The sequence below is a fragment of the Citrobacter sp. Cpo030 genome, from assembly GCF_030333005.1.
Classification (GTDB): Bacteria; Pseudomonadota; Gammaproteobacteria; order Enterobacterales; family Enterobacteriaceae; genus Citrobacter; species Citrobacter portucalensis.
The window spans coordinates 39,313-62,399 of record NZ_JAOWGT010000047.1; the positions used below are offsets into that span (position 1 = coordinate 39,313).

The 23,087-nt window shown below is 52.7% G+C and carries 21 protein-coding genes; 7 read left to right on the forward strand and 14 right to left on the reverse strand.

Annotated elements, in window-relative coordinates; all coding sequences use genetic code 11:
- The first annotated feature begins 150 nt into the window (after window positions 1–150).
- The 3 genes from ttrB to ttrA are packed head-to-tail and all read left to right on the forward strand — an operon-like array spanning window position 151 to window position 4,966.
- A complete protein-coding gene (gene ttrB, locus OGY37_RS05255) occupies window positions 151–885 on the forward strand; it encodes a tetrathionate reductase subunit TtrB (RefSeq protein WP_316330450.1) in 735 nt (244 codons plus the stop codon).
- Window positions 886–1,908 carry a tetrathionate reductase subunit TtrC gene (ttrC, locus tag OGY37_RS05260; RefSeq protein WP_149280874.1) on the forward strand — a complete coding sequence of 341 codons (1,023 nt, stop codon included), beginning with the start codon at window positions 886–888 and terminating at the stop codon, window positions 1,906–1,908.
- A complete protein-coding gene (ttrA, locus tag OGY37_RS05265; protein WP_149280873.1) occupies window positions 1,901–4,966 on the forward strand; it encodes a tetrathionate reductase subunit TtrA in 3,066 nt (1,021 codons plus the stop codon). The genes ttrC and ttrA overlap by 8 nt, the downstream gene beginning before the upstream one ends.
- Window positions 4,967–5,060: 94 nt before the next feature.
- Here ttrA and OGY37_RS05270 read toward each other — a convergent pair whose 3' ends face one another.
- The 3 genes from OGY37_RS05270 to OGY37_RS05280 are packed head-to-tail and all read right to left on the reverse strand — an operon-like array spanning window position 5,061 to window position 7,578.
- Complete coding sequence (locus OGY37_RS05270) at window positions 5,061–5,873, reverse strand: MetQ/NlpA family ABC transporter substrate-binding protein (protein ID WP_003029358.1); 813 nt, start codon at window positions 5,871–5,873, stop codon at window positions 5,061–5,063.
- 21 nt (window positions 5,874–5,894) lie between these two features.
- Window positions 5,895–6,563 carry a methionine ABC transporter permease gene (locus OGY37_RS05275; RefSeq protein WP_048214308.1) on the reverse strand — a complete coding sequence of 223 codons (669 nt, stop codon included), beginning with the start codon at window positions 6,561–6,563 and terminating at the stop codon, window positions 5,895–5,897.
- Window positions 6,556–7,578 (reverse strand): methionine ABC transporter ATP-binding protein, encoded by a 1,023-nt coding sequence (locus tag OGY37_RS05280; protein WP_063941515.1) that lies wholly within the window; start codon window positions 7,576–7,578, stop codon window positions 6,556–6,558. Before OGY37_RS05280 ends, OGY37_RS05275 begins: the two co-directional genes overlap by 8 nt.
- Before the next feature lie 375 nt (window positions 7,579–7,953).
- Here OGY37_RS05280 and ynhH point away from each other — a divergent pair, with 375 nt between their 5' ends.
- The 3 genes from ynhH to lpp all read left to right on the forward strand — a co-directional run bounded on the left by ynhH (window position 7,954) and on the right by lpp (window position 10,114).
- Window positions 7,954–8,148: a protein YnhH gene (gene ynhH, locus OGY37_RS05285; protein ID WP_242637968.1), complete on the forward strand. Its 195-nt coding sequence runs from the start codon at window positions 7,954–7,956 to the stop codon at window positions 8,146–8,148.
- Between the two features lie 7 nt (window positions 8,149–8,155).
- On the forward strand, window positions 8,156–9,568 hold the full coding sequence (gene pykF, locus OGY37_RS05290) for a pyruvate kinase PykF (RefSeq protein ID WP_003029366.1): 1,413 nt from the start codon (window positions 8,156–8,158) through the stop codon (window positions 9,566–9,568).
- Window positions 9,569–9,877: 309 nt separating this feature from the next.
- A complete protein-coding gene (gene lpp, locus OGY37_RS05295; RefSeq protein ID WP_003029373.1) occupies window positions 9,878–10,114 on the forward strand; it encodes a murein lipoprotein Lpp in 237 nt (78 codons plus the stop codon).
- 68 nt (window positions 10,115–10,182) lie between these two features.
- Here the strand turns inward: lpp and ldtE are convergent, their stop codons facing one another.
- The 8 genes from ldtE to OGY37_RS05335 form a co-directional block, all read right to left on the reverse strand.
- On the reverse strand, window positions 10,183–11,187 hold the full coding sequence (gene ldtE, locus OGY37_RS05300) for a L,D-transpeptidase LdtE (protein ID WP_149281074.1): 1,005 nt from the start codon (window positions 11,185–11,187) through the stop codon (window positions 10,183–10,185).
- Window positions 11,188–11,310: 123 nt separating this feature from the next.
- Entirely contained in the window at window positions 11,311–11,727 is a 417-nt protein-coding gene (sufE, locus tag OGY37_RS05305) for a cysteine desulfuration protein SufE (RefSeq protein ID WP_003832654.1), read from the reverse strand.
- A gap of 12 nt (window positions 11,728–11,739) precedes the next feature.
- Window positions 11,740–12,960, reverse strand: a complete 1,221-nt coding sequence (gene sufS, locus OGY37_RS05310) for a cysteine desulfurase SufS (protein ID WP_008784609.1) — start codon at window positions 12,958–12,960, stop codon at window positions 11,740–11,742.
- Window positions 12,957–14,228 (reverse strand): Fe-S cluster assembly protein SufD, encoded by a 1,272-nt coding sequence (sufD, locus tag OGY37_RS05315; RefSeq protein ID WP_149280872.1) that lies wholly within the window; start codon window positions 14,226–14,228, stop codon window positions 12,957–12,959. The genes sufS and sufD overlap by 4 nt, the downstream gene beginning before the upstream one ends.
- Window positions 14,203–14,949, reverse strand: a complete 747-nt coding sequence (gene sufC / locus OGY37_RS05320; protein ID WP_149280871.1) for a Fe-S cluster assembly ATPase SufC — start codon at window positions 14,947–14,949, stop codon at window positions 14,203–14,205. Before sufC ends, sufD begins: the two co-directional genes overlap by 26 nt.
- Window positions 14,950–14,965: 16 nt before the next feature.
- On the reverse strand, window positions 14,966–16,453 hold the full coding sequence (gene sufB, locus OGY37_RS05325; protein WP_020996440.1) for a Fe-S cluster assembly protein SufB: 1,488 nt from the start codon (window positions 16,451–16,453) through the stop codon (window positions 14,966–14,968).
- A gap of 8 nt (window positions 16,454–16,461) precedes the next feature.
- Window positions 16,462–16,830: a Fe-S cluster assembly scaffold SufA gene (gene sufA, locus OGY37_RS05330; RefSeq protein WP_003832645.1), complete on the reverse strand. Its 369-nt coding sequence runs from the start codon at window positions 16,828–16,830 to the stop codon at window positions 16,462–16,464.
- Window positions 16,831–17,318: 488 nt separating this feature from the next.
- A complete protein-coding gene (locus OGY37_RS05335; RefSeq protein WP_126318289.1) occupies window positions 17,319–18,194 on the reverse strand; it encodes a LysR family transcriptional regulator in 876 nt (291 codons plus the stop codon).
- 122 nt (window positions 18,195–18,316) lie between these two features.
- Here OGY37_RS05335 and OGY37_RS05340 point away from each other — a divergent pair, with 122 nt between their 5' ends.
- The gene (locus tag OGY37_RS05340) at window positions 18,317–19,168 is read left to right on the forward strand and encodes a Vmh family MBL fold metallo-hydrolase (RefSeq protein WP_126318291.1); all 852 of its coding nucleotides are present in this window, start codon (window positions 18,317–18,319) and stop codon (window positions 19,166–19,168) included.
- 67 nt (window positions 19,169–19,235) lie between these two features.
- On the opposite strand, the gene OGY37_RS05345 is transcribed toward OGY37_RS05340, so the two are convergent.
- The 3 genes from OGY37_RS05345 to ydiJ form a co-directional block, all read right to left on the reverse strand.
- On the reverse strand, window positions 19,236–19,424 hold the full coding sequence (locus tag OGY37_RS05345) for a YdiH family protein (protein ID WP_003030540.1): 189 nt from the start codon (window positions 19,422–19,424) through the stop codon (window positions 19,236–19,238).
- Between the two features lie 77 nt (window positions 19,425–19,501).
- Complete coding sequence (gene menI / locus OGY37_RS05350) at window positions 19,502–19,912, reverse strand: 1,4-dihydroxy-2-naphthoyl-CoA hydrolase (protein WP_003030541.1); 411 nt, start codon at window positions 19,910–19,912, stop codon at window positions 19,502–19,504.
- Entirely contained in the window at window positions 19,909–22,965 is a 3,057-nt protein-coding gene (gene ydiJ, locus OGY37_RS05355) for a D-2-hydroxyglutarate dehydrogenase YdiJ (protein WP_191236239.1), read from the reverse strand. The genes menI and ydiJ overlap by 4 nt, the downstream gene beginning before the upstream one ends.
- Window positions 22,966–23,087: the final 122 nt, after the last annotated feature.

Here is a 23,087-nt window from a genome sequence, read left to right on the forward strand (position 1 = left end):
AGATCAACAACAAGCCGGGTATGTGGTTAACCACAATAGAGTATACCCCGTCACGATTTTTACACTGTAAATCATTGAGATTCTTTATTCATCACACGCAAATCAACGGCGTGACCAATGTTTCGTTGTTGCATCGTGACGGGAGAAAATATGGACAGCAGTAAACGGCAGTTTCTCCAGCAACTGGGCGTCCTGACCGCTGGCGCATCACTGGTTCCGCTGGCTCAGGCGCAATTTCCCTTTTCGCCTGAACGCCACGAAGGCTCACAACAGCATCGCTACGCCATGCTGGTTGACCTGCGACGCTGTATCGGCTGCCAGGCCTGTACCGTCAGTTGCGCCATTGAAAACCAGACGCCACAGGGTGAGTTTCGTACCCTCGTCAACCAGTATCAAGTACAGATTGAAGGTCAGCAAAGCGTCACCAACGTCCTGCTGCCGCGACTGTGCAACCATTGTGATAATCCCCCTTGCGTGCCCGTTTGCCCGGTGCAGGCCACTTTCCAACGCGAAGACGGCATTGTGGTGGTCGACAACACGCGCTGCGTGGGCTGCGCCTATTGCGTGCAGGCCTGCCCTTATGATGCGCGGTTCATCAACCATGAAACGCAAACCGCCGATAAATGTACCTTTTGCGTTCACCGCCTCGAAGCGGGGCTGCTTCCGGCCTGTGTGGAATCCTGCGTCGGCGGCGCGCGCATCATTGGCGATATTAAAGATCCGCGCAGCCGCATTTCACAAATGCTGCATGAACACCATGACGCCATCAAAGTCCTGAAGCCGGAAAGCGGTACGTCTCCTCACGTGTTCTATCTGGGGCTGGATGAGGCGTTTGTTACCCCATTGATGGGACGCGCTCAACCCGCTCTCTGGCAGGAGGTTTAAATGAACCCTTCACTGATTATCAACGAGGTTCTGGCCCATCCCCAGGACGTAAGCTGGTTACCCTGGGCCGTACAATATTTCTTTTTCATCGGCATTGCCGCCTGTGCAGCGCTGTTCGCCTGCGCTCTCCACTGGCGCAAAAAAGAAACGGCAGACCTGGAGAATCTGACGCTGTTAATCGCCCTGACCTGCGCGATTACCGCGCCGCTGGCGCTGACCGCTGATCTACACCAAACCGCCCGCGTCTGGCATTTCTATGCGTATCCGACGCCCTGGTCCTGGATGCCGTGGGGCGCACTGTTTTTACCGCTGTTTACCGGCTTTTTAGGTCTGTGGTTTCTGGCGCAGCATGTGAAACGGCTAACGCTAAAAAGTTACAGCGTCACAAAATGGTTAGCACTTGGTAGCGCGCTGTCCGCCATCGGATTGCTGGTTTACACCGGCCGTGAAGTGTCGGTGGTACAGGCGCGCCCCATCTGGTTCAGTTACGCCTTTCCGGTTGCGATGTTCCTCAGCGCGCTGCAAACATTTCTTGCCCTGCTTATTGCCACGACAAATAGCAAGGACGCACTACCGCGCAAGCTAGCGTGGGGGCAAATGGTCACGTTGATCGCGCTGGCTATCGTGGTGGTGATCTGGGCGAGTGGTAATACGCTTTCCGGTTCGGCTATCCGTCAGTGGCTGGATGTTGCCTCTTCAGCACAACACTACGCTATCGGTTGGGTTGCGCTATGGCTTGTTTCGCTTGCTCTTTGCGGGTTGGTTGTACGTTACCCCTTGTCGCTACCGCTGCGCATATTACTCGCTTTTAGCGCGATGGCGCTGTGCTGGCTAATGCGCTGGACGTTACTCATCCAGGTGCAGACCGTACCGAAATTTAACGCGCAGTTTAATCCCTATACCCTGCCCGGCGGCACCGATGGCTGGCTGGCTATTATGGGTACCTTCGGCCTGTGGATAGCACTGATTATTATTGTTCGTGAAGCCCTGAACGCGATCGCAAGGAGAATGCAACATGGCTAATTTAACCCGTCGTCAGTGGCTCAAAGTGGGCCTTGCCGTAGGTGGCATGGTGACTTTTGGCCTGAGTTATCGGGATGTGGCAAAGCGCGCGATAGACGGTTTGCTGGACGGAACCTCGGGCAAAATTACCCGTGACCGCATCTTTGCAAACGCGCTCATCCCAGAAGCCAACGCCCGGCCGCACTGGCAGCAAAACCCGCAGCAGGTGATCTCGATGACGCAGTGCTTTGGTTGCTGGACGCAATGTGGTGTGCGGGTTCGCGTTGACACTGAGCAAGGCAAGGTGCTGCGCATTGCGGGCAACCCTTATCATCCGTTGTCGCACGAGCACCATATAGACGCCAACGTCCCCTTTACCACGGCAATGGAACAGTTGGCCGGGGAGTCAGGTCTTGACGCACGTTCCACCGCCTGTGCCCGTGGCGCAACCTTACTCGAAGGTCTGTACAGCCCGCTACGTATTCTGGAGCCCATGAAGCGCGTCGGCAAACGCGGTGAAGGAAAATGGCAGCGCATCAGCTTCGAACAACTGATCAAAGAGGTGGTGGAAGGTGGCGATTTGTTTGGTGAAGGCCACGTTGATGGTCTGAGAGCCATCCACGACCCCACTACACCGCTTGATGCGAAACATCCCGGATTTGGCCCAAAATCCAATCAACTGTTGGTCACCAATACCAGCGATGAAGGACGTGATACCTTTTTACGTCGCTTCGCGCTGAACAGTTTCGGCAGTAAAAACTTCGGTGCTCATGGCGCTTACTGCGGTCTGGCCTATCGGGCCGGATCCGGGGCGTTAATGGGCGATCTGGATAAAAACACGCACGTGAAACCCGACTGGGATAACGTCGAATTCGCGCTGTTTATGGGCACCTCTCCGGCGCAATCCGGCAACCCGTTTAAGCGCCAGGCCCGCCAGCTGGCCAGCGCCCGTTTACGTGACGACTTCCGTTATGTTGTGGTAGCGCCTGCTTTGCCATTAACCACGGTGCTGGCTGACGATCGCGGCCACTGGCAGCCCGTACGACCGGGAAGCGACTCCGCGCTGGCAATGGGGATGATAAGCTGGATTATCAATAAACAACGCTATAACGCTGATTATCTCGCCATTCCCGGCGTGCAGGCCATGCAGCAGGCGGGAGAAAAAAGCTGGACTAACGCCACGCATCTGGTGATTACCGATGAAATTCCAACGCTTGCCGGACAGCACCTGACCCTCGCCCATCTGAGTGCAAACGCCGCCCAGGAGCCGGTGGTCGTCAACGAGGCCGGTGAGATTGTCGCCGCCAGCAGTTGCCCGCGTGCGCAGCTGTTTGTTACCCGCGAAGTGACGCTGGCTGACGGGCAGACGGTTACGGTAAAAAGTAGCTTCCAGTGTCTGCGAGAGTCCGCAGAGAAACTGTCGCTAACGCAGTACAGCCAGCAGTGTGGGGTGTCAGAAGCAGACATTGGCGCTCTGGCCGACGCATTCACCCGCCACGGGCGTAAAGCGGCGGTGATCACGCACGGCGGTATGATGGCAGGTAATGGGTTTTATAACGCCTGGTCGGTGATGATGCTCAATGCGCTTATTGGTAACCTCAGCCTTGAAGGCGGCGTGTTTGTTGGTGGCGGCAAATTCAATGGTGCCACCGACGGTCCGCGCTACAACATGGACAGCTTCGCCGGGAAGGTAAAACCGAAAGGGTTGAGCATCGCGCGCAGTAAAACCGCTTATGAGTCTTCCGAAGAGTACCGCAATAAGGTGGCAGCCGGACAATCCCCCTTCCCGGCCAAAGCCCCGTGGTATCCGTTTGTCGCCGGTCAGCTTACCGAACTCCTCGTCTCGGCGCTTGAAGGTTACCCTTATCCGCTGAAAGCCTGGATCTCCAACATGACCAACCCGTTTTACGGCATTGCGGGATTACGCGGCGTGGCGGAAGAAAAGCTCAAGGATCCTGCTCGCTTGCCGCTGTTTATCGCGATTGACGCCTTTATGAACGAAACCACGGCGCTGGCAGATTACATCGTGCCGGATACCCACAACTTCGAAAGCTGGGGATTTAGCGCTCCATGGGCGGGCGTGGCCAGCAAAGCCACCACCGCGCGTTGGCCTGTCGTCAGACCTGCTACCAGCCTCACGGCTGACGGTCAACCGGCCTCAATGGAGTCTTTCTGTATCGCAGTGGCAAAACGTATCGGGCTACCCGGTTTCGGCGACAATGCGATTACCGACCCGCAAGGTAATCACTATCCGTTGAATCGTGCGGAAGATTACTACCTGCGCCTCGCCGCCAATATTGCGTTTATGGGCAAAGCCCCGGTTGCAGAGGCACAGCCGGAAGACATTGCGCTGACCGGAGTCCAACGGATCATGCCTGTGATGACCCAAACGCTGAAAGCCGATGAAATCAGCCGAGTGGCGTTTATCTACTCCCGCGGCGGACGCTTTGCACCGGACAACAGTGGGCGAGTTGATAACCGCGTCGGCAATGCCTGGGAAAAACCACTCCAAATCTGGAATGCGAACGTCGCCGCGCACCGCCATGCGATTACCGGCGAGCGCTACAGCGGCTGCCCGGCCTGGTATCCATCACGTCTGTCAGATGGACGTGCAATCGAGGAGTTGTTCCCGGAACAAGAGTGGCCGTTGAAACTGATTTCCTTCAAATCCAATACCATGTCCAGCGCCACGGCGGTGATCCCACGCCTTCATCATCTGAAGCCGGTTAATCTGGTGGCGCTCAATCCACAGGATGGTCAGCGGTATGGCTTAGCACACGGCGATATCGTGCGTATCACTACCCCAGGCGGTCAGGCGCAAGCGCAGATAAGCCTTCTGCATGGCGTCATGCCGGGTGTCATCGCCATTGAACATGGTTACGGACATAAAGAAATGGGCGCGGCACGGCATACCCTCGACGGTGAGCCGATGGCGTTTGATGAGCAGATTAAGTCGGGGATTAATCTCAACGAGTTGGGTTTTGCGGACCCAACCCGACAGGTAGCCAATACCTGGCTTGACTGGGTGTCGGGTGCGTCGGTGCGTCAGGGGTTGCCCGCGAGAATTGAGCGAGTGTAGCTCTGGTGCCACATGGCATTGCGAACGCGTTTTACCCGGCCTACAGGACATCGTAGGCCGGGTAAAGCACTGCCGCCACCCGGCAAAAAGCGGATTAGTTGTTTACCGGGATCACCGCACCTTTATATTTAGTACGGATCCAGTCCTGGATCTCTTTTGAATGCAGGACATCAACCAGCGCTACGATATCCTTTTTCTTCTCGTCGCCACGATGCACGGTAATGATGTTGGCATACGGGTTGTTTTCACCACTTTCAACGGCAATAGGATCTTTCACTGGATCCAGCCCGGCGTCGATTGCGTAGTTGGCGTTAATCACCACCGCATCACCTTCGTCGTTGTTATACATCTGCGGTAACAGCGCGGCTTCCACGTTTGGCAGGAACTTCAGCTTTTTCGGGTTTTCGACGATATCGCTAATGCGCGCGGTTACTTTATCCACGCCCGGCTTCAGCTTGATCACTCCCTCTTTTTCGAAAATCGACAGAATTCGGCCTTCCTCAGATACCGCATCACGCATGATGACTTTGCCGCCTTCCGGTAGATCTTTAAGCGATTTCACTTTTTTCGAATAGATACCAATCGGCTCAATGTGAATCGCTCCGGCGCTGACGAAGTCATACGTTTTATCGCCTGCATGATCTTTAATCACGCTGTTCAGGTACGGAATATGCTGGAAGTAGTTGGCGTCAATCTCACGGCCAGCCAGCGCAGTGTTCGGCAGAATGTAATCCTGGAACGGTTTAATCTCCAGATCGATCCCCTGCTTCGCCAGAATCGGTTTGGCCTGTTCAAGGATCTCCGCATGCGGCACATTAGACGCGCCAACGGTCAGAGTATCAGCCCAGGAGGCAAAGCTCAGGGCGCTTAAGGTTGCTGCAGCGAGTAACGTCAGTGATTTTTTCATGATAATGGTTTCCGTATTTTATTAGCGTTTATCTAACAGAGAGGTGATCACATCGCCGCAAAGCTGGATGATGAAGACAATGAGCAAAATCGTCACCGTCGCCACCAGCGTGACGTCGCTGTGGTTGCGCTGGAATCCTTCCAGATAGGCCAAATTCCCTAAACCACCGGCACCAATTACCCCTGCCATCGCGCTGTAGCTCACCAGCGCAATTAGCGTCACGGTGATCCCGGACACCAGAGCAGGAGATGATTCCGGCAGTAAAACTCGAAAAATAAGTGTGCTCAGTCGTGCACCCATTGAACGCGTCGCTTCAATAACGCCTTTATCCACTTCACGCAGAGCGATTTCGACCAGACGCGCATAAAACGGCGCGGCCCCCACGATCAGCGCAGGCAACGCGGCATTGGCGCCGAGAATGGTGCCTACCATCGCTTTGGTAAACGGGATAAGCAGCACGATCAAAATGATGAATGGGATCGAACGAAAGATATTCACCACCAGTGAAATAGCGCTATATACCGCGCGATTAGGGAATAATCCGCCGCGCGCTGTCAGGAACAACGCCAGGCCAAGCGCGATGCCCAGGATAAAGGTCGCCGCCCCCGAAAGAGCTGTCATATACAGCGTTTCCTGGGTTGCCGCTAACAGTTGATCCCACTTCAGATGGGGAAACAGTTCTTCAGCCATGTTGAATCACCTCGCCTTCAATGTCGCTCTGGCGCAGGTCGGCCAAAATATTGTTCAATTGTTCCTCAGAGGCCACCACGTGCACCCAAAGTTGACCAAACACGCCGTGTGCGGTTTGCGTCATCTTGCCGTGCAAGATGTTGAACGGCAGGCCATAGCGCAGGGTCAATTCCCCAACCACAGGCCGATGGGTACGTTGCCCGGTAAAGGTTAATTTGATAACCACCCCACCCAACTCGCTTGCCAGTTGCGGATTAAACTCGTCTTCTTCGGTGTACTGGCTCACCTGACGAACAAACTGTCGGGTAATAGGCTGCTGAGGATGGGTAAAGACGCTGAGCACATCACCTTCCTCAACGACCTTGCCGTTTTCCATTACCGCGACGCGGTCGCAGATTTTGCGTACTACGTGCATTTCATGAGTGATCAGCACAATGGTCAATTTGAATCGACGGTTAATATCGAGGAGTAAATCGAGGATCTGATCGGTAGTTTGCGGATCCAGCGCCGAGGTGGCTTCGTCACACAGCAGGACATCCGGATTGTTCGCCAGCGCGCGGGCAATTCCTACACGCTGCTTTTGCCCACCGCTGAGCTGGGAAGGATACGCATTTTCACGACCGCTCAGCCCAACCAGCGTAATCAGTTCAGCAACCCGCGCTTTGATGGACGCTTTGGACGCACCGGCGATTTGCATAGAGAAAGCAATATTTTCGCTAACGGTCCGCGACCACAGCAAATTGAAGTGTTGAAACACCATGCTGATTTTCAGTCGCGCCTGGCGTAACGATTCCCCACTGGCGGCAGAGATATCGTGGCCGTTAATCGTCACGCTGCCGGAGGTCGGTTTTTCGAGACCATTGAGCAAACGAATTAAGGTGCTTTTACCTGCCCCGCTGTAACCAATAATTCCATAAATCTGCCCCTGTTCAACCGTCAGATTGACGTTATCGACAGCGGTGATGGCAAGCCTGCCTGGCGTAAACACTTTCGAAATATTTTTCAGGACAATCATGTCGTTTGGGTATCCGCTGCTGCTTATTGTTCTTCTGCTATCGCTTTTAGCTGTTTAGCAGTATGGATGTCCAAACGAGTGTAATCAGTGGAATTGGCTTTTAGAATGAATTAAAACGAATTTGATATAACTTTTAGAAATATAGTACAAGATCAACGTCAACCGTATAAAACATAGTCATCAGGATGTTAAATGCAGTTTGTTGCGCAACAGAACGCAACGCCCGATAACCTCTTTATCCATACCGATGAACAAATTAATGAATATTTATTGTAAAACTGCACAGAAGTGTTTTGAAACGCTGTTTCCATTTTCCTTTTTGATAATTTTCAGCGTATAATGCGCGCCAATTGTCTCTTGAATGGTTTCAGCACATTGACCTGTAAAACTCAACGACTACAAAATTCACCATCCCGTTGGGCTGAAACACAAGCACACATTCCTCTGCACGCTCTTTCGATGTCACCTATCCTTAGAGCGAGGCATCACAACTTTCGTAACTCAGGTTTAGCTTCCCGTCCGTGCGCGGCGGGAGCCAGATTTCCATATCCTTCTCAACTTAAAGACTAAGACTGTCATGAAAAAGACGAAAATTGTTTGCACCATCGGTCCGAAAACCGAATCCGAAGAGATGTTAACCAAAATGCTGGACGCGGGCATGAACGTCATGCGTCTGAACTTCTCCCACGGTGATTACGCAGAACACGGTCAGCGCATCAAGAATTTGCGCAACGTCATGAGCAAAACCGGCAAGAAAGCCGCAATCCTGCTCGACACCAAAGGTCCGGAAATCCGTACCATCAAACTGGAAGGCGGTAACGACGTTTCCCTGAAAGCGGGCCAGACCTTCACCTTCACCACCGACAAATCTGTCGTAGGCAACAACGAAATCGTTGCTGTTACTTATGAAGGCTTCACTAAAGATCTGTCCGTCGGCAACACCGTTCTGGTTGACGATGGTCTGATCGGCATGGAAGTTACCGCCATCGAAGGTAACAAAGTTATCTGTAAAGTGCTGAACAACGGCGACCTGGGCGAAAACAAAGGCGTTAACCTGCCGGGCGTTTCCATCGCGCTGCCAGCACTGGCTGAAAAAGACAAACAAGACCTGATCTTCGGTTGCGAGCAAGGCGTTGACTTCGTTGCAGCGTCCTTTATCCGTAAACGTTCTGACGTCGTTGAAATCCGTGAGCACCTGAAAGCGCACGGCGGCGAAAACATCCAGATCATCTCCAAAATCGAAAACCAGGAAGGCCTGAACAACTTCGACGAAATTCTCGAAGCGTCTGACGGCATCATGGTTGCGCGTGGCGATATGGGCGTTGAGATCCCGGTTGAAGAAGTTATCTTCGCGCAGAAGATGATCATCGAAAAATGTATCCGTGCACGTAAAGTCGTTATCACTGCGACCCAGATGCTGGACTCCATGATCAAAAACCCGCGTCCGACCCGCGCTGAAGCCGGTGACGTAGCGAACGCCATCCTCGACGGTACCGACGCAGTAATGCTGTCTGGCGAGTCTGCAAAAGGTAAATACCCTCTGGAAGCCGTTACCATCATGGCGACCATCTGTGAGCGTACTGACCGTGTGATGACCAGCCGTCTGGACTTCAACAACGACAGCCGCAAACTGCGCATCACCGAAGCCGTTTGCCGTGGCGCGGTTGAAACTGCTGAAAAACTGGACGCGCCGCTGATCGTCGTCGCAACCCAGGGTGGTAAATCTGCTCGCGCAGTACGTAAATACTTCCCGGATGCTACCATCCTGGCGCTGACCACCAACGAAACTACCGCGCGTCAGCTGGTGCTGAGCAAAGGCGTTGTTGCACAGGTGGTTAAAGAAATCAGCTCTACCGATGATTTCTATCGTCTGGGTAAAGAAGTCGCTCTGGAAAGCGGTCTGGCTCAGAAAGGTGACGTTGTGGTTATGGTTTCTGGTGCACTGGTTCCGAGCGGCACCACCAACACCGCATCCGTTCACGTGCTGTAATAATTCCAACGCGAATTAATTTGCTTAAAAAAGCGCCCTGGTGGCGCTTTTTTTATTTAATCGATAGCCACAATTAATAAAAAATCAAATCGGATTTCACTATCTAATCCGTGATTATCTAAGATGAATCCGATGGAAGCTTTCTGTTTTCACTCGGGTTTTTAGCCGTTTTTGCACAATTCGATGCTTCTTTGAGCGAACGATCAAAAATAAGTGCATTCCCATCAAAAAAATATTCTCAACATAAAAAACTTTGTGTAATACTTGTAACGCTACATGGAGATTAACTCAATCTAGAGGGTATTAATAATGAATCGTACTAAACTGGTACTGGGCGCGGTAATCCTGGGTTCTACTCTGCTGGCAGGTTGCTCCAGCAATGCTAAAATCGATCAGCTGTCTTCTGACGTTCAGACTCTGAACGCTAAAGTTGACCAGCTGAGCAACGACGTGAACGCAATGCGTTCCGACGTTCAGGCTGCTAAAGATGACGCAGCACGCGCTAACCAGCGTCTGGACAACGCAGCTACTAAATACCGCAAGTAATAGTATCTGTGTAATAGAAATGGCGCACATTGTGCGCCATTTTTTTTGCTCTGAATTCCCCTTCCCTGTTATTGCGTAGCGCGCACCTCAGCATCCTCTCCCGGCACGCCATTTTGCGCAGACTTCACTTCTGGCCCATTGCTCGCGACCGATGCTTGCCCGGCAGTGACGGTGACCGGATAACCTGCGCGACGATACAACGCCCTATCCACCAGATTGTTATCCACTGCTTTATTGTCTTTAAACTGGGTAAAACCGGCTGGCAGCACATACGGCATGGTCTGGACGTTTTGTTCCTCTTCCGGCGACAGCGGTCGATGCACTTCGACATACCTCATGCCGTTCGGCTCAATCGAATATTTTATCGGCTCATTAATCACCCTGACCGGCGTGCCTGTGCGGACCTGAGCAAACAGTGCTTTAATGTCCGGCGCGTTCATGCGAATACAACCAGAACTCACACGCAGGCCCACGCTGTCCGGTGCGCTGGTGCCATGGATCAGATACTCACCGTTTCCATGCGCCAGACGCAGTGCAAAGCGTCCTAACGGGTTATTTGGCCCGGCAGGTACAACAGGCGGTAATGTGATGCCGCGCTCCAGAGAGCGTTTACGGATGCCTGGTGTAGGGGTCCAGGTAGGATTCGGGATTTTCTGCCCAACCCGGGTTTCCATTACCGGCGTTTCCAGCCCCTGCAAACCGATACCAATTGGGAATACCTGAACAATATTCTCTCCCGGCGGGAAGTAATACAGACGCAGTTCCGCCAGATTCACGATAATGCCTTCGCGTGGTGCATCCGGCAGCAGTAATTGTGAGGGAATAGTAATCAGGGTTCCGGGTTTAGGTACGGGGGCAATAGTATTGTTGGCTTCAAGGATCAGCATGGCAGCGGTATCAAACTTACGGGCTATCGCCTGTAGGTTTTTATCGCCTTCCTGCACGGTGTAGGTTTGGTTTTGCCCAACAAGGCGGCTATTCGCCTGGGGCAAAGGATAATCGACCGCCCATGCGGCCTGAATAGCGCTGTAAGCGCCGATTAGCATTAACGTAATAACAGACGCGCGTTTCATACTCACTCACCCCCCTGGCGTTCTTGCCGGACCGCGGCGAGCGCCCAATCCGGCTTACGAGTCACTGCGTTGCCTTACACGAACGCTTTCAAGTCGGTCTGAAAGTTAACGTGTTTTATCAGTTTAGCTAAGAGTTGCGGCTTTGGCGCGAATAGCCCGAATCATCGCCTCCAGTCCTTGTGAACGAGACGGTGTGAGGTGCTGTGCGAGCGCCATTTTTTCAAACCACGGACGCACATCAAAATTCACAATATCCTGGGCCGTCATGCGATCATACAAAATGAATACCACGGCAATAAGTCCTTTAACAATTGCCGCATCACTGTCGCCCTGTAATTCAATAATCCCTTCGCCATTCTGGTTCATAACAATCCATACCTGACTTTGACATCCCTGGATGCTATTTTCCGGGCAGCGTAGGTCGTCGTTTAATTCCGGCAAACGCTGACCCAGCTCAATAATGTACAGGTATTTCTCTTCCCAATTAGCGCAACGCAGAAAATTACGCAACAACTTTTCTTTATCCGGTAGCGCAGCCATAACGCCTCCCTGTTAGCCCAGTAAATGATGAATACGCTTGAGGCCCGTTACCAGGCGATCCACTTCTTCATGGGTGTTGTACATTGCAATCGACGCCCGGCACATAGCAGGAACGTTATAGTAGGCCATCAGCGGCATAGCGCAGTGATGTCCCGTCCGCACGGCTATTCCATAGTTATCAAGAAAACTGCCGACGTCAAAGGCGTGATGTTTACCAAGGTTAAATGCAATCACACCCAGGCGGTTATCCGGCCCGTAGAGCGTCAAATCAGGTACATCTGCCAGCTGCTCCAATGCATAGCGCATCATGAACTGTTCATATTCGCTGATTTCAGTAAGCCCCAGTGCTGAAACATACTCAATAGCCGCGCCGAGTCCGATAATACCTCCGGTGTTTGGCGTTCCGGCTTCAAAACGCCAGGGGGCTTTGGCCCACGTTGTTCCCTGACTCAAACTCACCGTCGCAATCATTGAACCACCGCCTTCCCAGGGTGGCATCTCCTGCAACAGCGACTCTCTGGCATACAGAACGCCAATACCGGTTGGTCCATAAAGTTTATGCCCGGAGAAAACATAAAAATCGCAATCCAGTGCCTGGACATCCACCTGATGATGCATCACCGCCTGTGCGCCATCCACCAGCACTTTTGCGCCGTATTGATGCGCCAGCTCAATCATTTCCGATAACGGGTTCTCGGTACCCAACACGTTAGAAACATGGGTAATCGCCAGCAGTTGCGTACGATCGTCAAACAGCGTCGGCAGCGTCTCCAGCTGCAACGTACCATCGGCATTGAGCGGAATAACACGCAGTTCTGCCCCTACGCGGGCACACAGCATCTGCCAGGGCACAATATTGGCGTGGTGCTCCATTTCGCTGATGATAATGTTATCGCCCGCTCGCACATTGCTGCTGCCCCAGCTGTTCGCCACCAGATTGATGCCTTCCGTCGTACCACGAACAAACACCAGCTCTTCCGCTGAGCGGGCGTTAATAAACAACGAGGCAAGCTTGCGCACATTTTCCATTTTTTCCGTGGCCTGGGCGCTCAGCGTATGAATACCGCGGTGGACCGCCGCATAGCCGTGACGATAAAACTCGGCCTCAGCATCAATCACCTGATTGGGTTTTTGCGCGCTGGCAGCGCTGTCCAGATACGCCAACGGTAAACCGTTCACTTCACGCGTCAGGACCGGAAAGTCTGCCCGTACTTTTTCAATGGGAAATGTCATGCTGCGCCTCCCGGCAAGCGTTGGGCGATCCGCGCCAGTACCTGTTGTTTCAGCGTTTCATCGCCCAGGGCTTCCGTCAGCTCAGCGGCAAACGCATAGAGAATCATGTGTTGAGCATCCTGCTGACCGATTCCGCGTGAACGCAGATAGAACATCTGCTCGTCGTCGATCCGTCCTACCGTCGCCCCGTGGCTGCATTTCACGTCGTCGGCGTAGATTTCGAGCTGTGGCTTGGTATCCACCTCCGCCAGCTTTCCGAGCAACAGATTATTGTTGGTCATCTGACCGTCGGTTTTGATAGCGTGCTGGGCGACGTTGATCAGACCATTGAATACCGCCCGCCCCTTATCGCTGACAATCGTTTTATGCAGCTGGCGACTGTTGCAATACCCTTTATTGTGCTCAAGCCAGGTCCGTGTATCACAGACTTCATTTTTCACCGGCATCGCCAGACTGTTCAGCCGAAGCGTGGTGTTTTCGCCGTTAAGCTGCGTACTGGTGTTATGGCGCAATACCGCATCACCAAGCAAGAAACTATGGCTAACGGCAGTCGCATCCGCGCCCAATTGAATGTCATTATGCGCGAAGTGGTGGCTGAGCGGATTTTCGAACGCCAGTTTGATATGGCGCAAATGGGCGTTTGCCGCGACGTTCATCGTTAAGCGTGCGCCGGTGAAATGGCGACGCTCGCTGAGGCTGGCATAGTGTTCAATGACGGTGGCTTCTGCGCCTTCCGCTAGCTCCAGATGGTGGCGATAGTGCGCCGTGTTCACCTCATCGCCCGCCAGCCCCTGGGTTATATGCAGCAGCAGCAGCGGTTTCGCGGGGCGCTGGTTACGCTTCACCTGAATGTGCGTTACGCTACGGGACAGGCTTTCGGTAAGGTGCAAAAACACTTCCGGTTGGATAGCCGCTGGCAGCGCCTGGCGCGCATCGTCAATGGTAATGTCAAAACCGCTACCGTCTGTGCTGTCGCTGAGCGTTGGAAAGAATTGCCCGTCAACAAACACCAGTCGAATAGCGTCAATAGCCGGCGCTAACGCTGCACATTGGGCTGACGTTATCTCAGCGACATGACTGACAAACTGGCTGTTGGTTAATCCCTCCAGCGGCGTGTATTTCCAGTCCTCATGTTTACGCGTTGGCAGCCCCAGACGCAGCATCTGTTGCAAGTGCTGCTGCGCATAGTGTGAGCGTGTCTCCCCTTGCGTCTCAAACAGATGGTGCCACTGTTGCAGCACGTTACTGCTGTTCGCTAAGCCAGCCATAACCTTGCTCCTCCAGTTGTTTGACCAGCGTGAAATCGCCGGACTTCACAATTCGCCCCTGGTAGAGAACGTGAACAAAATCGGGTTTGATATAATCCAGGATGCGCTGATAGTGAGTGACGATAATGAATGAGCGTTTCCCGTCACGCAGCGAGTTCACGCCATCGGCAACGATTTTCAGCGCATCAATATCCAGCCCGGAGTCTGACTCATCAAGAATGCACAGCTGAGGCTCCAGCACGGCCATTTGCAGAATGTCATTACGTTTTTTCTCACCACCGGAGAAACCGACGTTAACCGAACGCGTGAGCAAATCTTCCGGCATCTTCAGCAGCGCAATTTTCTCTTCCATCAGGTCCTGGAAGTCGAATCGATCCAGCGACTCTTCGCCACGGTAACTGCGCACCGCATTCAGTGCCGTTTGCAGGAAAAACTGGTTACTAACGCCAGGGATTTCCACCGGATACTGGAATGCCATAAAGATCCCTTCACCGGCCCGGTCCTCCGGCGACAGTTCCAGTAAATCCTTGCCGTTGAACTCTACGCTCCCGCCAGTGACGTCGTAGTCTTCACGTCCGGCCAGGGTTGCAGAAAGCGTACTTTTCCCCGAACCGTTTGGTCCCATAATGGCGTGAACTTCTCCGGGGCGAACCTCAAGGCTCAACCCACGCAGGATCGCCTTATCTTCCACACTGACCTGTAAATCTTTGATGCTTAACATGTGCTTTCCTTAAAATTTAACCGACGCTGTGTTCAAGGCTTATGGCGAGCAGTTTTTGCGCTTCCACGGCAAACTCCAGCGGCAGTTCAGAGAACACGTCTTTACAGAAACCATTCACGATCATCGAAATGGCATCCTCTTCACTGATGCCGCGCTGCAGGCAGTAAAACAACTGGTCTTCACCAATACGCGACGTGGTGGCTTCATGTTCAAGCTGGGCGCTATTGTTACGACACTCCACATACGGGAAGGTGTGTGCCCCGCAATCCGCACCGATCAACATCGAGTCGCATTGGGTATAGTTGCGGGCGTTAGTAGCGGTCGGCATGATTTTCACTAAGCCGCGATAACTGTTCTGACTGTGTCCGGCGGAGATCCCTTTCGAGATAATGGTCGATTTGGTGTTTTTGCCAATGTGGATCATTTTGGTGCCGGTATCGGCCTGCTGATGTCCACTGGTCAGCGCGACGGAGTAGAATTCGCCGATCGAGTTGTCGCCACGCAAAATGCAGCTTGGGTATTTCCAGGTAATGGCCGAGCCGGTCTCCGACTGCGTCCACGACATTTTGCTGTTTTCGCCTTCGCAGAGTGCGCGCTTGGTGACGAAATTCAAAATACCGCCCGTATTGCCATCGCCGGGAAACCAGTTTTGCACCGTGGAGTATTTCACTTCGGCATCTTTGTGGATGATGACTTCCACCACCGCCGCGTGTAGTTGGTAACTGTCGCGCACCGGGGCTGAACAGCCTTCGATATAGCTGACGTAGCTGCCCTCATCCGCAACCAGAATGGTGCGTTCAAACTGCCCGGTTTTTTCCGCATTGATACGGAAATAGGTCGACAGCTCCATTGGGCAACGCACGCCTTTCGGTACATAAATAAACGTGCCGTCAGATGCCACCGCCGCATTCAGCGCGGCAAAGAAATTGTCATTGCCGGGGACAACCGTGCCCAGGTACTGTTTTACCAGCTCAGGATGATCGTGAATGGCCTCACCGAACGAACAGAAAATAATGCCCTGCTCCGCCAGTTTGTCGCGATAGGTGGTCGCTACCGATACCGAGTCGAAAATAGCATCAACCGCCACTTCTTTGCCTTCACGTACCGGCACGCCAAGCTGTTCGAATGCGTCCTCAACCTCTTTGCTTAAAAATGCATTCGCGCCCGTTTGCTGTACCGCTCCCGGTTCAGACGCACAGGTTTCATCGCAGTTACCGCAGGAAGGTGCGGAGTAATAGCTGTACTCCTGATAATTCAGTTTGTCGTAATGCGCTTTAAGCCAGTGTGGTTCTTCCATGGTCAGCCACGCTTTAAAGGCATTCAGGCGAAATTCCAGCATCCAGTCGGGTTCATTTCGTTTTGCCGAAATCGCGCGCACGACATCTTCATTGATCCCTTTTGCCAGCTCATCGGTTTGCAGTTGGGTGAAGAAGCCCTCTTTGTAATTAAGGTGCCCGCCAGCCCAGGTGTTGACATCGTCAGTTGCTTCAGTATTACGAGACATAGTACCGCCTATACCCCAAAACTTTCGCCACAGCCGCATTCGTTCTGGGCTTTCGGGTTATGAAATTTAAATAACTGGTTTAATCCTTCGCGAACGAAATCGACTTCTGTGCCGTCAATGAACGGCATCGCCTGCAACGGCACATAAAGTCTGGCGCCCTCCGTTTCAAACAGCAGATCGTCTTTTTCAGGTTGGCGGACGGTATCCAGCACGTAGCCGAATCCCGCGCACCCTGTTTGCTTCACGCCTAACCGTACGCCCAACATGTCAGGTTGCTTTGCCACCAGCTCACGGATATGCGCCGCAGCCGCTGGCGTTAACGTCAGTCCACGCCAGGCAAAATCGTCCGGGTTAAATGTTCCTGAATGCAATTCCATAGGGTTACCTCGAGTCACTAGCTTTAAAGCTATAACATCATGTTAGTGATAATGATTATCACTTCAACCCCTCAACAGCAGGGGCATTCGGGTTAATCGCCCTTTTTGACTACTTTTACTAAGCATAGACCCTGCTGCGTGGGTTCACAGAGATGGAATTTTTTGTTCAATACATTGATTAATAATGGATTATAAAAATCCAATCGTTCAGGCAGGTCAAATATCAAAAGATGTATAGAAAATGTCTATTTAAGGGATAGGTGGGGATGAAGGTAGGGAAAAACAATTCAAATAATAAACAAGCAACAAAAAACCCTTAAGTCTGCTTGTTGGCAGGCTTAAGGGTTCCGGCCCCATCCGGCGCTTATCTCCGGCACTCATATTGGCTTAGCTCTTGAAGGGGCGATAAGAAGAATCTCATACACTGATTAGTTTTTTTTAACACTAATTGCGGTTTGACTCTTTTATAAACGCGTTCAATCACATATTTAACACTGTGCCTCACTGAGCGTGTCCAGCAGCAGGCGTAGCCCTGCGGGTTGATGTTCACGTGAAAGGTATAAACCATAAATCGGCAGGCATTTAGGTTGAAGTTCTGGCAGTAATCGAATTAGCTTTCCCTGCGCCAGCCCTTCCTGCGCCTCCAGCTCTGGCACCAACGCGATCCCCATTCCTGACACCGCCGACTCGCAGAGCAGCGAAGAGATCCCTGCACTCAAATTCCCTTTGATTGCAACGGAGACAGACTGCCCCTGAGCATCCACAAAGTGCCAGGATTGTCCGGCAAAACCGCTGTAGTAAAGGCAATTGTGCCGTGTGAGATCGTCGATTGTCTCAGGCGTGCCATGTTGATGCAAATAATCTGCGGACGCGCAAAGTACCGATTTACAGTCGCCCAACCGACGGGCGATGGTTCCTGGCTCGGGATTTTCCGTTATGCGGATCGCCACATCGATGCGTTCCCCCACAAGGCTTACCGGTTGATTATTGATCTCCACCTCAATACGTAATTGCGGATATTGCTCCATAAACGACGGCAGAACCGGAGCAAGAATATGCATGGCAGTAAAATGGGCGCAGGCCACACGTAGCGTGCCGGAGGGAATTTGCGCTCCACTGGCGGCACCTATGTCCAGCGAAAGTTGCGCCAGAGAACGCGTCTTCAGTAATGCCTCTTCACCCGCTGGCGTGATCGTCAAGCGACGCGATGAGCGATGGATAAGCCTTGCACCTGCCCATTTTTCCATCTCGTCGAGGTAACGACTGACCATCGGACGGGAAAGCCCCAGCGCACGCGCGGCAGCGCTCAGACTGCCCAAATCACAGATATGGTTGAATACCGTTGCCGCCATCACTCTGTCCATTGCATCCCATCCGATCGTTTTATGAAACTCAGCATGTCCTAATGAGGGAATTCTAACAGATCCGAATTGCCTTAAAATACGGGAACTATCAAAAGACAATTTCCTGCACAAGGTTACCTGGTATGAAAATTAAAACTCTGGCTCTGCTGTTACCTCTGTTTGCGTCTTCAGCTTTCGCCGCGCCGCTACAGCTGGACGTCTATAATCCACAGGATAAGGCTATTTTCCCGGTTTCTTCGACGCTGGTGTCTGGCCCAAAAGAGGCGATTTTGTTTGACGCCCAGTTCAGCACCAAAGATGGCGAACAGTTGGTTCAGATGATTCGCGCCAGCGGTAAAACGCTGAAGGCTATCGTGATCACTTCCGGCGATCCGGATTTCTATTTTGGTCTGCAACCCATCGTCAAAGCCTTCCCACAGGTAAAAGTCCTGGCAACGCCGCAGGTGGTAGACCATATCCGCGCCACCAAAGAGGCCAAGCTGCAGTTCTGGGGCCCGCAAATGAAGGACGGCGCGCCAACATCGCTCACCGTTCCGCAGGCGACTACGCAAACGCAGTTCACGGTTGATGGCGAAACGCTGGAACTGCGTCACGCCAACGATTATGCAGCGTATATCTGGATCCCGGCGAATCGAGCCATTATTGGCGGCACAGGCGTGGCTTCCGGTATACACGTCTGGACTGCGGATACACAGTCTGAAGAACAGCGCAGTGCATGGCGTAACGTACTGCGTGAAATGCAGAGCTTACAGCCCACTCAGGTGGTCCCGGGTCATTACATTGGTGAACGCCCAACCGGCGATAAAGCGATCCGCTTCACTCAGGACTATTTGCAGTCGTTTGAGCAGGCGCTAGGGGCGAAGAAAGGATCGGACTATGTGATTAAAACCATGACGGCAGCATGGCCAGGCCTTGCAGACGTAAGCTCGCTGGAACTAAGTGCGAAGGTTAACAGCGGCGAGATGAAGTGGTAATGAAGATTTAAGGCAAAAAATAACCCCGAACGCGTGTCGGGGTTTCGTTACGATAAGCATACCGGAATCAATGAACGCCCATGCGCCAGGCAAAATAGATCTCTTCTTTCAGTTCAGTTGAAGAGAGTGCTAACAGATCTGCAAACTCCAGCTCAAGCTGTTTCAGCCTTTTCAGGTACTGAGCCGGTGAAAGATCGGTTTTATCACGACGTAAAAACTCTATTGCCAGTTGGGCCGGGTCTAATTGGGTAGACATATCATCCTCGCTTGTGTTCAAAACCTGCACAGTATAACACCATTCCCTGTGCAGATAATGACCAAAAGCAATATGCATCACAAAATTGCGGTCGTCAGACGCGACGTGCAGCACAATCGTCCCTGCTCATCGAAGATTTCTATTTGCCACACCTGGTGACGAGAACCAGTATGTAACGCGCGACATACGCCCCTGACGTGCCCTTCCCGCGCAGAACGGATATGGTTGGCGTTGATCTCCAGACCCACCACTTTCTGCTCACCCTGTGTACACAGGTATCCCGCTACCGAACCAATGCTTTCCGCCAGCACCACGGATGCGCCGCCGTGCAACAACCCAAAGGGTTGTTTGGTACGATGGTCCACCGGCATCGTCGCTTCCAGCGTATCGTCGCCAATGTGCACAAAACGAATATCGAGCAACCCAACCATATTTCCTTCACCCATGGCATTGAGCGCCTCGAGTGTGACTTCACGTTTCCAGATCATCCTATAATCTCCAGCAGTGCCTGTAATGGGTGGCGAACGCCCGTACCTTCAACGCGTTTAACCTGGCTGCGACAGGAGTACCCTGTAGCCAGACAACGGTTACGCGGCAATCGTTGCATTGCCTGGTGCCATGATAACTCATAGATCCCCAATGAGTTTTGGTGATTTTTCACTTCGTGCCCGTAGGTGCCAGCCATACCACAGCACCCCACGCTGACGTTCTCCAGCTTTGCGCCAAAGCGAGCAAAAATAGTCGCCCACTGTGCAGGCGCGCCCGGCAAAGCCGTCACTTCGGTACAGTGGCCAAAGAAGTACCACGGTTCACCGCCAACAGCGACTGACTGCTGTGTTTCCACAGCTTTCGATAACCATTCGTTGGCCAGCAGCACATGGAAATCACCCCGCAGTTCTCCCAGCACCAGCTTGTATTCATCGCGATAACAAAGCACCAGCGCCGGATCAACTCCCACCATCGGAATATTCAGCTTCGCTACACGGTTAAGAAACTCGGATGTCTTTTTCGCCGTTTTGGCAAAACGGTTTAAAAAGCCTTTAATGTGCTGCGCCTTGCCATTTGGCGAAAACGGCAGCAGTACCGGCTGCATACCCAGTTTTTCTACCAGACGTATAAAATCAGCGACCACCTGCGCATCGTAATAGCTGGTGAAAGGGTCCTGCACCACCAGCACCGTACGGGCTTTTTGCTCGAGGCTGAGTAATTCGAGCTGTTCCAGCGTCATATTGGCGGAACGATGTCCCACCAGTTGGCGTTGCAGCGACGGCGCAGACAACAGCGGTAAATCAACCATTCCAATGTGCTTTTTAGCCAGATTTCGCACCAGCGGCTGATTGATGAAGAAGTTAAACGTTTTGGGTGCTCGCGCCATTAGCGGTGCATAGCTCTCAACGGTCGCCACCATATGATCGCGCAACGGGCGCAGATAACGCGTGTGGTACAGCTGCAGGAAGCGTGAGCGAAACTCCGGCACATCAATTTTAATCGGACACTGTGTGGAACAGGCTTTACACGCCAGGCACCCTGACATCGCCTCTTTTACTTCGTGCGAGAAATCGTATTCGCCCTTGCGTGCATGCCAGCTGTTGCGGGTACGGGTAATCAGCGTGCGTAAACTGGCGCGTTTCTCCGGTAGCTCTTTTTCCAGTTGCACAGGATCGATCCCGCGATCGGCCAACAGACGCAGCCATTCACGTACCAGCGTAGCTCGCCCTTTCGGAGAATGGATACGGTTAAGGCTGATTTTCATCGACGGACACATGGGGCTTTTCGCATCGAAGTTAAAGCATAACCCGTTGCCATTACACTCCATTGCCCCACGCCACTCCTGGCGTACGGCCAGCGGGATTTGACGGTCATACGTTCCGCGTTTCACCGCGTCCACTTTCATCATCGGCGCATCAACGTCTTCCGGTGGACAGATTTTGCCGGGATTGAGCCGGTTTTGCGGATCAAACACCGATTTCACTTTGCGCAGTTCACGATACAGTTCATCACCGAAAAATGCCGGACTGTATTCCGCACGGAAACCTTTCCCGTGCTCACCCCACAACAGACCGCCATATTTTGCCGTCAGCGCGACGACATCATCAGAAATGCGTTTCATCAGCACTTCCTGCTGCGGGTCGCACATATCCAACGCCGGTCTGACGTGCAGCACGCCAGCATCCACGTGGCCGAACATGCCGTAACTCAGACCATGGCTGTCGAGCAGCGCGCGAAACTCGGCAATATAGTCAGCCAGATGCTCCGGTGGAACGCAGGTATCCTCGGCAAATGGAATTGGCTTCGCTGAACCTTTTGCATTGCCCAGCAGACCGACGGCCTTTTTACGCATGGCGTAAATACGCTCGACACCCGCCAGCTCGGTACACAGCTGCCAGCCAATAACGCCCGCTTCCTGACGAGCGATTAACCCATCCAGGCGTTCGCAGAGTGCGCTGACCTGCGAATTAATCAAGGTTTCGTCGTCACCGGCAAACTCGACAATATTCAGGCCCAGCATCTCTTTATCCGCTACATCGGTAATCAGTTCGCTTACCGAGTGCCAGACGATGTCTTCACGCGCCAGATTGAGTACTTTGGAGTCGACGGTTTCTACCGACAGTGCGCGCGCTTCCACCATCACCGGCGCGTTACGCAACGCCGAATCAAACGAATCGTACTTAACGTTAACCAACTGTCTGACTTTGGGCAGTGGCGTGATATCAAGGCGGGCTTCGGTGATAAACGCCAGCGTACCTTCAGAGCCGGTAAGAATGCGGGTTAAATCAAATTCGGTCATCTCATCGTTAAAGACGTGCCGCAGATCGTAACCCGTCAGGAAGCGATTAAGTTTCGGGAATTTATCCATGATCAGCTGTCGGTTATCACGACAACGCTCATAAACGGTCTTATAGATACGGCCAATCGTGGTATTGCTTTTACCCAACGTTTGGGCAAGTTCGACCGGCATGGGCTGGGTATCCAGAATATCACCGCCCATCAGCACCGCACGGATGCCCAACACATGATCGGAAGTTTTACCGTAAACCAACGATCCTTGCCCGGACGCATCGGTGTTGATCATCCCGCCGAGCGTTGCCCGGTTACTGGTGGATAATTCGGGGGCAAAGAAATAGCCGTATGGCTTCAGAAACTGGTTGAGCTGGTCTTTTATCACCCCGGCTTCTACCCGCACCCAACCTTCTTGCGGGTTGATTTCAATAATGCGGCTCATATAGCGGGACATATCAACAATAATGCCCTGATTCAGCGCCTGACCGTTGGTCCCGGTGCCGCCGCCGCGTGGGGTAAAAATCAACGACGAGAAAAGCGGTTCTGCCGCCAGACGGGCGATTAGCGCCACATCTGCGGTTGAACGAGGGAAAACGACAGCATCAGGAAGCAGCTGATAAATACTGTTATCCGTCGACATTGTCAGACGATCGGCATAGCTCGTTGCCGTATCACCCGTGAATCCTTGCTGCTCCAGTGCCTGCAAAAAATTGAGCACCAGTTGAACGACACCTGGCGCCTGAGAAATTTGTGGAATCATTATAGTGACCCTTTCCTGCGGTCTGTGTTGTGAATTTAATCGTTTGCGTGTTGCTTTGTTTGTTGTATCACATTTTTTTCTAATACGCTCAGCAGATTTACAGGCAGAATCCGCCTGTTCAA

What these genes read in the sequence shown, in the direction of transcription:
- ttrB (WP_316330450.1), top strand. Translation starts at nt 151, where the DNA reads ATGGACAGCAGTAAACGGCAGTTTCTCCAGCAACTGGGCGTCCTGACC.
- ttrC (WP_149280874.1), top strand. Translation starts at nt 886, where the DNA reads ATGAACCCTTCACTGATTATCAACGAGGTTCTGGCCCATCCCCAGGAC.
- ttrA (WP_149280873.1), top strand. Translation starts at nt 1,901, where the DNA reads ATGGCTAATTTAACCCGTCGTCAGTGGCTCAAAGTGGGCCTTGCCGTA.
- OGY37_RS05270 (WP_003029358.1), bottom strand. Translation starts at nt 5,873, where the DNA reads ATGAAAAAATCACTGACGTTACTCGCTGCAGCAACCTTAAGCGCCCTG.
- OGY37_RS05275 (WP_048214308.1), bottom strand. Translation starts at nt 6,563, where the DNA reads ATGGCTGAAGAACTGTTTCCCCATCTGAAGTGGGATCAACTGTTAGCG.
- OGY37_RS05280 (WP_063941515.1), bottom strand. Translation starts at nt 7,578, where the DNA reads ATGATTGTCCTGAAAAATATTTCGAAAGTGTTTACGCCAGGCAGGCTT.
- pykF (WP_003029366.1), top strand. Translation starts at nt 8,156, where the DNA reads ATGAAAAAGACGAAAATTGTTTGCACCATCGGTCCGAAAACCGAATCC.
- lpp (WP_003029373.1), top strand. Translation starts at nt 9,878, where the DNA reads ATGAATCGTACTAAACTGGTACTGGGCGCGGTAATCCTGGGTTCTACT.
- ldtE (WP_149281074.1), bottom strand. Translation starts at nt 11,187, where the DNA reads ATGAAACGCGCGTCTGTTATTACGTTAATGCTAATCGGCGCTTACAGC.
- sufE (WP_003832654.1), bottom strand. Translation starts at nt 11,727, where the DNA reads ATGGCTGCGCTACCGGATAAAGAAAAGTTGTTGCGTAATTTTCTGCGT.
- sufS (WP_008784609.1), bottom strand. Translation starts at nt 12,960, where the DNA reads ATGACATTTCCCATTGAAAAAGTACGGGCAGACTTTCCGGTCCTGACG.
- sufD (WP_149280872.1), bottom strand. Translation starts at nt 14,228, where the DNA reads ATGGCTGGCTTAGCGAACAGCAGTAACGTGCTGCAACAGTGGCACCAT.
- sufC (WP_149280871.1), bottom strand. Translation starts at nt 14,949, where the DNA reads ATGTTAAGCATCAAAGATTTACAGGTCAGTGTGGAAGATAAGGCGATC.
- sufB (WP_020996440.1), bottom strand. Translation starts at nt 16,453, where the DNA reads ATGTCTCGTAATACTGAAGCAACTGACGATGTCAACACCTGGGCTGGC.
- sufA (WP_003832645.1), bottom strand. Translation starts at nt 16,830, where the DNA reads ATGGAATTGCATTCAGGAACATTTAACCCGGACGATTTTGCCTGGCGT.
- OGY37_RS05335 (WP_126318289.1), bottom strand. Translation starts at nt 18,194, where the DNA reads ATGGACAGAGTGATGGCGGCAACGGTATTCAACCATATCTGTGATTTG.
- OGY37_RS05340 (WP_126318291.1), top strand. Translation starts at nt 18,317, where the DNA reads ATGAAAATTAAAACTCTGGCTCTGCTGTTACCTCTGTTTGCGTCTTCA.
- OGY37_RS05345 (WP_003030540.1), bottom strand. Translation starts at nt 19,424, where the DNA reads ATGTCTACCCAATTAGACCCGGCCCAACTGGCAATAGAGTTTTTACGT.
- menI (WP_003030541.1), bottom strand. Translation starts at nt 19,912, where the DNA reads ATGATCTGGAAACGTGAAGTCACACTCGAGGCGCTCAATGCCATGGGT.
- ydiJ (WP_191236239.1), bottom strand. Translation starts at nt 22,965, where the DNA reads ATGATTCCACAAATTTCTCAGGCGCCAGGTGTCGTTCAACTGGTGCTC.